6 protein-coding genes are annotated in these 8,196 nt (G+C 59.3%); 4 read left to right on the top strand and 2 right to left on the bottom strand.

Going from position 1 to position 8,196, the window contains the following annotated elements:
* Nucleotides 1-103: 103 nt before the first annotated feature.
* Entirely contained in the window at nucleotides 104-976 is an 873-nt protein-coding gene (locus tag OE750_RS17905) for an NAD(P)/FAD-dependent oxidoreductase (protein WP_263765671.1), read from the top strand.
* Between the two features lie 78 nt (nucleotides 977-1,054).
* On the opposite strand, the gene OE750_RS17900 is transcribed toward OE750_RS17905, so the two are convergent.
* Entirely contained in the window at nucleotides 1,055-2,527 is a 1,473-nt protein-coding gene (locus OE750_RS17900; protein ID WP_263765673.1) for an aldehyde dehydrogenase family protein, read from the bottom strand.
* A gap of 166 nt (nucleotides 2,528-2,693) precedes the next feature.
* Entirely contained in the window at nucleotides 2,694-3,620 is a 927-nt protein-coding gene (locus tag OE750_RS17895; RefSeq protein WP_263765670.1) for a LysR substrate-binding domain-containing protein, read from the bottom strand.
* A gap of 128 nt (nucleotides 3,621-3,748) precedes the next feature.
* Between OE750_RS17895 and OE750_RS17890 the strand changes: the two genes are divergently transcribed.
* From OE750_RS17890 to OE750_RS17880, 3 genes are read left to right on the top strand one after another with little or no spacing between them, the layout of a single operon-like run.
* The gene (locus OE750_RS17890; protein ID WP_263765669.1) at nucleotides 3,749-4,951 is read left to right on the top strand and encodes a pyridoxal phosphate-dependent aminotransferase; all 1,203 of its coding nucleotides are present in this window, start codon (nucleotides 3,749-3,751) and stop codon (nucleotides 4,949-4,951) included.
* Nucleotides 4,952-4,969: 18 nt separating this feature from the next.
* Nucleotides 4,970-7,150, top strand: coding sequence for a thiamine pyrophosphate-dependent enzyme (locus tag OE750_RS17885; RefSeq protein WP_263765668.1), 2,181 nt, complete (start codon nucleotides 4,970-4,972; stop codon nucleotides 7,148-7,150).
* Nucleotides 7,147-8,169 (top strand): ACP S-malonyltransferase, encoded by a 1,023-nt coding sequence (locus OE750_RS17880; RefSeq protein WP_263765667.1) that lies wholly within the window; start codon nucleotides 7,147-7,149, stop codon nucleotides 8,167-8,169. Before OE750_RS17885 ends, OE750_RS17880 begins: the two co-directional genes overlap by 4 nt.
* The last annotated feature ends 27 nt before the right edge of the window (nucleotides 8,170-8,196 follow it).

The raw sequence follows: 8,196 nt of genomic DNA, 5'->3' as shown, positions 1-8,196 counted from the left end.
CCGAATACCGTTTCCGAGCCATCCCTTCTTCCTCCTGTGACACTCAAATAGTGGCACACTTTTAAGGGGCCAAGACAGTCGTGCGACGCGTGATCATGCGCCTTTGATTAGCGCTTCTGGTGCGGATATGTTGATCTGTCGCAAAGGGTTTCGACATGCTTATCGGGATAAACAAGAACTGACAGGGGCAATTGCCCGGGCAGAACGAATGGCGCGCGAATATGGTGTCGCATTTGAACCACTAGATGGGCGAGCCCTTCAACGGGCGGAACCCAATTTACTCATACCACTTGCCGGCGCGATTCAATGGCTTGATCCGTGGACATGCCGCGATCCCGAAGCGCTTGTTGCTGCCTATACCAAGTTGTTTAAAGCTGCTGGAGGCACTGTGGTCTCTGGTGATGCGATGACACTGCATGCAAGGCAAGGGAAGTGGGCTGTCGATATCCCTGGCGCGACAGGGCCAATGGTTGCGCGGGACGCTGTGATTTGCCTCGGATCACAGTCGGCCCAGCTTACTACCCGTTTTGGTCTGCGCGTCCCATTGTTTTGCAAACGGGGTTATCATCTTCAGTTAAAATCGTCGCGGGGGCCAAACTTGTTGCTCGTAGACGCCAAGAATAGCACAGTATTGGCACCGATGGTGTCTGGTCTGCGGATTCTAACCGGCGCGGAGCTCTCCCGCCCATCCTCAGCAGGAACGACCTCTCAGCTAAACCACGCGATTGTGTCAGCTCGAGAGTTGTTTGAAATTGAAGCTCCTCGAGATGCTGATCCTTGGATGGGCAATCGCCCTTGTATGCCGGATATGTTGCCTGTTGTGGGGGCCGTGCCTGGACAAAGCGGGCTTTGGGCGAATTTTGGTCATGGACATCAGGGTTTTACCCTTGGGCCTACCACAGCAAGTTTACTAGCACATGAAATGGCGGGAAATTCGGCGACATTTCCAGAGCTATCGCCTTGCTACCGCTTTTGATACATATAATTGGTGCCGCCGCACAAGGTGGGGTTACCCGTGGGGCCATCAGCCCTTTCGCCACAGGGCACCGGCAGGTTATAGGTCGAAAGCTACACCTTGCGCCAACGGTAACTCAGCGGAGTAGTTGATGGTATTGGTTGCGCGCCGCATGTAGCCTTTCCACGCGTCAGAGCCGCTCTCACGGCCTCCGCCGGTCTCTTTTTCGCCGCCAAATGCGCCGCCAATCTCGGCACCCGAAGTGGCGATGTTCACATTTGCAATCCCGCAATCAGACCCCGACGCAGTCAGGAAGGCTTCTGCCTCGCGTATATCGAGTGTAAAGATACACGATGAAAGACCCGCGCCCACAGCATTGTGCTGCGCAATCGCGTCGTCGAGGTCTTCATACTTCATCACATAAAGGATCGGCGCGAAGGTCTCTTCACAAACAATCCCCTTCTGCTCGGGCATTTCCGCAAGCGCAGGGCGCGCATAAAATCCACCCTCGGCACCACTTACCGCCACCCGCTCACCGCCAGTGATTGTGCCGCCAAGCTTGCGCGCCTCTTCAAGTGCGGCTTGCATCTGCTCGAATGCCTGCTGGTCAACAAGTGGCCCGACAAGGGCTTCGCTGTCCAGTGGGTTGCCAACGGAAACACTCTCGTAAGCCTTCTTCAGCGCGGGAACCAGTTGATCGTAGATCGAGCTATGCACAAACAGGCGGCGCAGGGTCGTGCAGCGCTGTCCGGCTGTGCCCATCGCCCCGAAAGCCACACCGCGCAGGGTCATATCCAGATCGGCGCTCGGCGCAACGATGCCCGCGTTGTTACCGCCCAGCTCCAGAATGGAGCGCCCGAAACGTTCCGCAACCTTGGGGCCGACAGTGCGCCCCATTCGTGTCGAACCTGTCGCAGAAACCAGCGCCACATCGCGGTTTTCAACCAAGGCCGCACCCACATCTCCGCGCCCGTTGATAAGCGAGACAAGCCCCTCCGGTGCATCGCCGAACCGCTCCAGTGCGCGGCCCAGAATAGCCATAGAGCCCAGCGCCGTGAGCGGCGACTTTTCCGATGGCTTCCAGATAACAGGATTGCCGCAAACAAGTGCCAGCGCCGTGTTCCAAGACCAAACCGCAACAGGGAAGTTGAACGCCGAAATCACACCGACAACACCGAGAGGGTGCCATTGTTCCATCATGCGATGGCCGGGGCGCTCTGTTGCGATCGTCAGGCCGTAGAGCTGCCGCGACAGACCGACAGCAAAGTCGCAGATGTCGATCATCTCTTGAACTTCGCCAAGCCCTTCCGAAACCGATTTACCCGCCTCGATCGAGACCAGCTTGCCAAGGTCTTCTTTCGAGCGGCGCAACTCTTCACCAAGCAGGCGCACAAGCTCGCCGCGGCGCGGTGCCGGAACCTTGCGCCACAGCAAAAACGCTTCCTGCGCCTTTGCCACAACGCCGCCGACGTCTGCAGCAGCCGTCATTTTCACATTTGCGATCTGCTCGCCCGTCACCGGACTGTCTACGGCCAGCTCGCCCGCCGTCCAGTCGGCCTTGTCCACACCCATTGTTTCCAAAGTGCTTTCAGTCAGTGCTTTCACGTTCATTGCAAACCTCATTTCGCTATCCGGCGTTACAGGCCCGTCAAAGAGCCCTCGTTCCGTCTAAACTGCCCGAAGTTCAGTTAATAAAAAAGCATTCAAAACGAATGAAAGCATTCCAAAAATGCACCAATCAACTATCTCGCACACATCGCTTCATCCACGCTGCAAATTTCGCGACTTCAGCGTTGTCAGTCTTGGCAGGCCTGACCAGATAGTAACTGTTCCCTGTTGTGATTGTCATATCATCCAGCAAAACAAGGCTGCCGTCGGCAAGCTCCTGCTCAATCAGATAGGTTGGCAAAAGTGCGGCCCCGAGTGACGCAACAGCCCCCGCAATGACCAAAGTGAACTGGTCGAAATACTGACCTGCCCCCGCGCGCCTGTCAGTCACGCCCGCCTTTGCAAAGAACTCCTCCCAGATCGTGGGGCGGGTCTCCAGATGCAGCAAGGGGACATGCGCAAGGTCGGCAATAGATGCCACCTTATGGCGCGCCTTGAACTCGGGCGAAGCCACAGCGATCATGGTTTCCGAGCACAAAAGCTCCATCTCCGTTCCGGGCCAGTCCTCACGCCCGAAATGCACCGCAAGGTCAAAATTCTCGCGACTCATGTCAAACGGCTCCAGTCGCGTGGCAAAGCTGATCTCTATACCTTCATGCAACGCCGTAAACTCGCTCAGCCGCGGGATCAGCCAGCGGCTCGCAAACGCAGGCAATGTGGCAACACGAATAGCCGCGCCCGAAGCGCCCGCAGAAATCGCCTTCAAGACAGTTTGCCGAATGTTTTCCAGATCAACAGACAGCTCGCTCGCAAGGTTGCGCCCTGCTGATGTGAGCAACACACGCCTACCGACCCTGCGAAACAGCGCAGTGCCGATCGTATCTTCCAACTCTTTCACCTGCCGGCTGACAGCACTTTGCGTCAGGTGCAGCTCTTCTGCCGCAAGCGTAAAGCTTTCGTGGCGCGCCGCACACTCAAAGCTGCGCAACACCGCGTAAGAAGGGAGATAACGCCTCTGCGCTTTTTGTGCCGGGCTTTGATATTTCATCTTTTCCATGTCCACATGTCACTGCCTGCTTTTAGCATTCATAAAACTCATCGAACAGTGCCATTAAAGTGATATTTCCAACTGAAATATTGATGTAAACCAGAGCGAAACCAGCTTCGGGGCAAGGGAGTCCGAACATGCACGACACAACCCAGAATGAGCCATTCCTCCGCGCGGACCGTATCGCATCCATCGCGATTTCGGAAATCGTTCAAATATCGGAAGCCGCCGGCCGCATGCGTTCAGAAGGCAAAGACGTTCTCAGCCTTGCCACGGGCGAGCCCGACTTTCCCACACCTCAGCATGTTTGCGAGGCAGCAACCGCCGCCATGAAAGTAGGCCAGACGCGCTACACGCCCACAGCAGGAACCGCCGCCCTGCGCGATGCTGTCGCCGAAGAGGCCAATGTCAAACGCGCAAATGTTATCATCTCGACAGGCGCAAAACAGGTGTTGTCCAACCTTTTTCTCGCCAACCTCAATGAGAGTGACGAGGTGATCTGCCCGACGCCCTACTGGACCAGCTATCGCGACATCGTGCGCTTTGCCGGTGGTCAAGTCACCGAAGTGGCTTGCGGCGGCGATCAGGGCTACAAACTCACCCCCGCACAGCTTGAGGCCGCAATCACGCCGCGCACGCGCTGGCTTTTGCTCAATTCGCCGTCAAACCCCTCCGGCGCGATGTATACCCGCGAAGAGCTGGTGGCGCTCGGCGAGGTGCTGCGCCGACACCCTCATGTCTGGATCGCCTCTGACGAAATATATCAGCACATCGCCTATGCGCCGTTTACCTCCGTGTTCAGCGCGCTACCCAACCTGCGCGCACGCACGGTGGTCATCAATGGCGTCTCCAAAGCCTATTCTATGACAGGCTGGCGCATCGGCTGGGCTATCGGCCCTGAAGCCGTGATCGAGGCAATGCAGGATGTGCAGGGCCAAAGCACATCCGGCGCATCCTCGGTCTCGCAAGCCGCTGCCCTCGCCGCCTTGCAGGGCGATCAGAGCCTGCTTGCTGAGCGCGCCGCAATCTTTCAAAAACGCCGCGACAATGTTGCTCAGGCCATCAACGACGATCCGCTCCTGAGCTGCACATTTCCCGACGGTGCCTTCTACATTTTCGCCTCCTGCGAAAAAGCTCTCGGGCGTTCGGCACCTGACGGCACGCTCATTGACATCGATAGCGATTTCTGCCGCTATGTGCTGGCCTCGGAAGGCTTGGCGCTGGTGCCCGGCAGCGCGTTTTCGATGCCGGGCCACTTCCGGCTCTCTTACGCCTATTCTGACGCAGAACTGGCCGATGGCATTGCCCGCCTCCGGCGCGCAACAACCACACTGATCTAGCACTAAAGGACGAAAAAGATGGATCGTGCTCAAATCGTTCACGAAAACTTCTTGTCGCGCGTGGCGGCCAACGATCTCCCCGCTGGCAAGGCCCCGACCGCCGCGCTGTCAAACGCCGAGGCGGTTTCACTCTTTCGCAGCCAGTGCCTCAGCCGCGCGCTCGATCTGACCAGCCGCGCCATGCAAAAGGCCGGTCAGGGCTTTTACACCATCGGCTCGTCAGGCCACGAAGGCGTAGCCGCCGTGGCCGCTGCCCTGCGCCCCACCGATATGGCCTTCCTTCATTACCGCGACGCCGCCTTTCAGCTCGCCCGCGCCGAGCAGGTGCCCGGCCAGTCCGCCCTCTGGGACATGCTGCTATCCTTCGCCTGCTCATCCGAAGACCCGATTTCGGGGGGGCGTCACAAAGTGCTCGGGTCCAAGGCGCTAATGATCCCGCCGCAAACCTCGACAATTGCCAGCCACCTGCCCAAGGCCGTCGGTACTGCCTATAGCATCGGGCTGGCACGGCGGCATCGGCGAGAGTACCAGATCCTACCTGCAGATGCGCTCGTCGCCTGCTCTTTTGGCGATGCGTCAGCCAACCACTCTACAGCCCAAGGCGCGTTCAATACAGCGGGCTGGACTTCATTTCAGTCCAGCCCGCTGCCACTGCTCTTCATCTGTGAAGACAACGGCATCGGCATCTCGACACCGACCCCGAAAGGCTGGATCGCCGCCAGCTTCCAGAACCGCCCCGGCCTCAAGTATTTCCACGGTAATGCGCTCGACATCTACGATGCACACGCCGCCGCGCGGCAGGCCGCTGACTTTGTCCGCACCCGCCGTAAGCCCGCCTTTTTGCACCTGCGAACCGTGCGCCTCTACGGCCACGCAGGCGCCGATGTGCCGACAACTTATATGTCTCGTGCCGCTGTCGAGGCCGAAGAGGCCAACGACCCGCTCCTGCACACGGTCCGCCTTTTGGCACAGGCAGGCGCGCTCACCCCCTCCGATGCGCTCGAAATTTACACTGAAACAAAAGACAGGGTCGAGCGCACCGCTGCCGAGGCGGTGAAACGCCCACATCTGCGCAGCGCGCAAGATGTGATGGCCTCGATCATTCCGCCCAAACGCACCTGCACCGCCAGCAACGGCCCCGATGCCGAGACCCGCGCCGCCACCTTCGGCAGTGACATGAACGCGATGGACAAGCCGCAACCCATGTCGCGCCTGATCAACTGGGCCTTGACCGACCTGATGCTGGAACACAGCGAAATCATCTGCTGCGGTGAGGATGTCGGGCGCAAAGGCGGCGTCTACGGCGTCACACAACGCCTTCAGCAGCGGTTCGGCGAAGACCGCATGATCGACACGCTGCTTGATGAGCAATCCATCCTCGGCCTCGCGATCGGCATGGCGCAAAACGGCTTCCTGCCAATGCCCGAAATCCAGTTTCTGGCCTATCTGCACAATGCCGAAGACCAGATCCGCGGAGAAGCTGCAACCTTACCCTTCTTCTCCAAAGGCCAGTTCACAAACCCGATGGTGCTGCGCATTGCCGGCCTGGGCTATCAAAAGGGCTTTGGTGGGCACTTCCACAATGACAACTCGATCGCCGTTCTGCGCGACATCCCCGGCGTGATCATCGCCTGCCCCTCGCGGGGCGATGAAGCCGCTATGATGCTGCGCGAATGCGTCCGCCTCGCCCGCGAAGAACAGCGCGTGGTCGTGTTTCTCGAGCCCATCGCGCTCTATCCTATGCGCGACCTTGAGGCCGAAGGCGACAGCGCATGGATGAGCACATACCCCTCACCCGACCAGCGCATCGCAATCGGCGACGTGGGCGTTCACGGCTCCGGCAAAGACCTCGCCATCGTCACCTATGGCAACGGTTACTACCTCTCGCGCAAAGCCGAAGCCACGATACGCGCAAAAGATATCAACCTGCGGATAATCGACTTGCGCTGGCTCGCGCCGCTGCCGGAAGAGGCGCTGCTGGAGGCCACCAAGGGCTGCAAGACTATCCTCATCGTCGATGAATGCCGCCGCACAGGCGGACAGGCCGAGGGCCTGATGGCACTCTTCACCGAAGCAGGGCACAAACGGCTGGCCCGCGTCACCGCTGAGGACAGCTTTATCGCCACGGGCCCCGCCTACGGAGCAACCATGCCCGACGAAGCCCAGATCATCGCCGCTGCCGAGGAACTCACCCAATGAAACGCGCAGTCATAGTCTGCCCCGGTCGTGGAACCTATAACAAACCCGAGCTTGGCAGCCTCTCCCGCCTTCACCCTGACAAAACCGCGCTCTTTGCCGCCTTCGACAAAGCACGCCTCGCAGCCGGACAGGAAACCCTCGCCGATCTGGACGGAGCCGGGCGCTACTCAATCGCCAAACACACCCGCGGCGACAACGCCTCCGCCCTCATCTATGCCGCCAGCTACGCCGACTTTCTGTCGCTCAAAGACGTTGAAGTGGTCGCCGTCACCGGCAACTCCATGGGCTGGTATACCACGCTGGCTTGCGCCGGTGCGCTTGACGCCGACCAGGGCTTTACCCTCGTCAACACAATGGGCCAGATGATGCAGGACAGCCTGATCGGCGGCCAGCTTGTCTACCCCGTCACAGGCGACGACTGGCGCCCCGACGCGGCAAAGCGCGCTGACGTTCTGAAGTTGGTCAGCCGGATCCATGCAACAGCGGGTCACGAACTGGCCCTCTCGATCGATCTTGGCGGCATGCTGGTTCTCGCCGGAAACGATGCCGGCCTTGACGCGTTCACCGCTCAAGCCAAGCCGCAAGCCCGCTTCCTGATGCGCCTCGCAAACCACGCCGCCTTTCACACCGCGCTGCAAAAGCCTGTGTCAGAAGCTGCACAAAAGCGTTTTGACGCATCCATGTTCGCCCAACCCTGCGTCCCGATGATCGACGGCCGCGGCGCGATCTGGTGGCCCCACGCCACAGACACAGATGCGCTCTTTGACTATACGCTCGGGCATCAGGTCATCGAAACCTTCGATTTCCGCCACGCCATCAGCATTGCCGCCCGCGAATTTGCGCCAGATATATTTATCGTTCTCGGCCCGGGCACAACACTGGGCGGGGCCGTTGCCCAATCTCTCATCTCGTGCAACTGGCGCGGCATGGACAGCAAAGAAAGCTTCCAGTCCCTGCAGACAGAAGCACCCTTCCTCACCTCCATGGGCCGCGAAGACCAGCGTAGCCTCGTCATATAAATCAATTCAGGGCATGGTCAGACGGGG

It is taken from the genome of Lentibacter sp. XHP0401, assembly GCF_025751535.1.
Lineage (GTDB): Bacteria > Pseudomonadota > Alphaproteobacteria > Rhodobacterales > Rhodobacteraceae > Lentibacter.
Note: the sequence above shows the minus strand (reverse complement) of the source record. Positions and strands in the feature narration are given on the sequence as shown.

Excerpts from the sequence above, each read along its gene's own strand:
- OE750_RS17900 (WP_263765673.1), bottom strand. The coding sequence starts at position 2,527 with ATGGGTGTGGACAAGGCCGACTGGACGGCGGGCGAGCTGGCCGTAGAC.
- OE750_RS17895 (WP_263765670.1), bottom strand. The coding sequence starts at position 3,620 with ATGGAAAAGATGAAATATCAAAGCCCGGCACAAAAAGCGCAGAGGCGT.
- OE750_RS17890 (WP_263765669.1), top strand. The coding sequence starts at position 3,749 with ATGCACGACACAACCCAGAATGAGCCATTCCTCCGCGCGGACCGTATC.
- OE750_RS17885 (WP_263765668.1), top strand. The coding sequence starts at position 4,970 with ATGGATCGTGCTCAAATCGTTCACGAAAACTTCTTGTCGCGCGTGGCG.
- OE750_RS17880 (WP_263765667.1), top strand. The coding sequence starts at position 7,147 with ATGAAACGCGCAGTCATAGTCTGCCCCGGTCGTGGAACCTATAACAAA.